This window comes from Actinomycetospora sp. (genome assembly GCF_055612215.1).
The window spans coordinates 1-2,115 of the sequence record NZ_JBVPVA010000468.1; the positions used below are offsets into that span (position 1 = coordinate 1).

Below are 2,115 nucleotides of genomic sequence, written 5' to 3' on the forward strand. Positions count from 1 at the left end.
GGTCACAGCAGGTGGTGACGAGCGTGTCGCATTCGACGCGTGGTCCACTCTGATATGCGCGGGTTGGTTACCGCAGGACGGACTGTTCGGCTGGAGCGTTCGCGGGTCTAGAGATCGAGCGTGGTTCACCGATCATCGACCGAGAACTGCTCATAGGGCGTTCGCGTATCGCTCCCAGGCGCTGCCGTCACCGCACGCCGTAATCGACCGGAGTCGTGTCGAGGATCGGGGCTATTTCTCGAAGGTGGCCGCGACCAGCACCAACCGGCGAGCTCTCGGGCCACCGCGGCGTTGGCGATCACGGGCCGCTTGTGGCGGGCGTCGAAACCCTGCCACCGGTGGTGCAACCGGCGCGTGCCCAGCTGGCCGCGGGCCCGGGCGGCCGGGCTCGCGGGGTCCCAGCGGCGGCGCAGGTCGGTCCCGGGACGACGGTAGGGCGCCCGCTGGTGCCACGCCGCCTCGACCAGCAGCCGGCGGGCGTGGGCGTTGCCGGTCTTGGTGATCCCGCCCTGCGAGCGCGAGGCCCCGGACGAGGACTCGGTGGGCACCAGGCCCACGAACGCACCGATCGAGCGCCCCGTGAACCGGTGCCAGTCGCCGATCTCCACCGCCAACCCGAACCCGGCAACGTCGCGACCCCGCGCAGGCACCCCAGCCGGGTCACCATCGGGGTGTAGCTGCTCTCGGCGGCCATCGCCGTGATCGCCGCGTCGAGCCGGGCGCGGCGGTCCACGGTGGCCAGCATCGTGTCCATCGGGGTGTCGAAAGCCATCTGTAGCCCGGGGACGATGAACCGGTGCGTGCGAAGCCACTGCTCGTGGTTCGCCGTCCACGGCTTCCCCCCGGAATAGACGATGCCCAGGCGCAGCAGCAATTTCGAGAGCCGGTGACGCGCCGACATCAGATCCCCGCGGACGTCCTCGCGGGCCCGCACCAGATCCCGGGCCGCTTCCTGCTCCACACTCGGCACGGCCACCTCGCTGATCTCATCGAGGTGCAACAACCGCGCCAGATGCCGCGCATCGCGGACATCGGTCTTGACCCGATCCCCGCTCGGGCTTGCAGTGAAGCGCCCCGGGTTCAGTGGAGGCTGGGTTCTCCCGAGAGCGGGTGTTCTCGGGTGGCTTGCTGACGGTAGTGGGTCTGTTCGCGTTCCACGGGTGGGACGTTGCCGATCATCGAGTGCAGTCGCTGGTGGTTGAACCAGTGCGCCCACGACAGAGCCGCGAGCTCGAGGTCGTCGACGGTGCGCCACGGCCCGTCGCGGCGCACGCACTCGGACAGCTTCGACGGCGCCGCGACCCGGCACTCAATCCCCCGCCGGGCGCAACTCGCGCGCCAACCCGAACCCGGTCGGGCCGGCCTCATAGGTCACCGCCACTGGCCCGGGTAGCTCACCGAGCCAGCCCAGCACCTCCCGCGGGGCGCGGGAACCGGGTGTCGCTCGAAGAGCTCACCGGTCGCTGCGTCCAGCCCGCAGGCCACGATCGAACGTGCGTGCACGTCCAACCCCACACTCGTACGCTGACCACTCACTGGGCCCCCCACATCTTGTGGCTCTACCGCCAGGACCCACTTCCTGCCGGCAACCCACGTTCACATATGAGCGGGGCTCCAGCCCCCATACCGTCTAGCTTCCGCCACGGATCAGCTACCGCCTCCGCTCATTTCTGGGCTACTCGACCGGGTGCTCGTCGCGGCCCTCGACCTGGGCGATCTTCGCTACGGCCCACCGCATCGGGGGCGCTCGTGACGTCCAGTCGCTCAGGGCGCCCCGCCGGTGTGGGTCGTCCCGCGCGGGTCGCCGCTGCTGGTGCCATTCGATGAGTGCGGCGAGCGCGGTGGTTAGGCCGGCGAGGATCCCGAGCAGAACGACCACGACCGCCATGGCGGCGACCGCGGCGATGCCGACGATGATCAGCAGGAACAGCAGCGTCCCGGCAGCAGACGTCATTGCGGCCCTTCCCGTGCTCGGGGTCGCGCCGGTGGCGCGTCCACTCGGGCTGCCTGGTCGACCGAAAGACCTGGTCGGGCGGTCGGACCTCGGGGACGGGCAGCACCCGACTCGTGGCACCTTCCCCGTCGATCTCGACAGCACACGCCGTCCCGTTCTTG

General features: G+C 70.1%; 3 protein-coding genes. All 3 read right to left on the reverse strand.

The window, feature by feature from the left end:
* Positions 1–125 precede the first annotated feature (125 nt).
* Positions 126–650 carry a transposase gene (locus tag AC0CYZ_RS13070; RefSeq protein WP_472215940.1) on the reverse strand — a complete coding sequence of 175 codons (525 nt, stop codon included), beginning with the start codon at positions 648–650 and terminating at the stop codon, positions 126–128.
* Positions 651–1,080: 430 nt separating this feature from the next.
* Positions 1,081–1,272: a hypothetical protein gene (locus tag AC0CYZ_RS13075; RefSeq protein ID WP_472215942.1), complete on the reverse strand. Its 192-nt coding sequence runs from the start codon at positions 1,270–1,272 to the stop codon at positions 1,081–1,083.
* Positions 1,273–1,675: 403 nt separating this feature from the next.
* Positions 1,676–1,954 (reverse strand): hypothetical protein, encoded by a 279-nt coding sequence (locus tag AC0CYZ_RS13080; protein WP_472215944.1) that lies wholly within the window; start codon positions 1,952–1,954, stop codon positions 1,676–1,678.
* Positions 1,955–2,115: the final 161 nt, after the last annotated feature.

Excerpts from the sequence above, each read along its gene's own strand:
- AC0CYZ_RS13080 (WP_472215944.1), bottom strand. The coding sequence starts at position 1,954 with ATGACGTCTGCTGCCGGGACGCTGCTGTTCCTGCTGATCATCGTCGGC.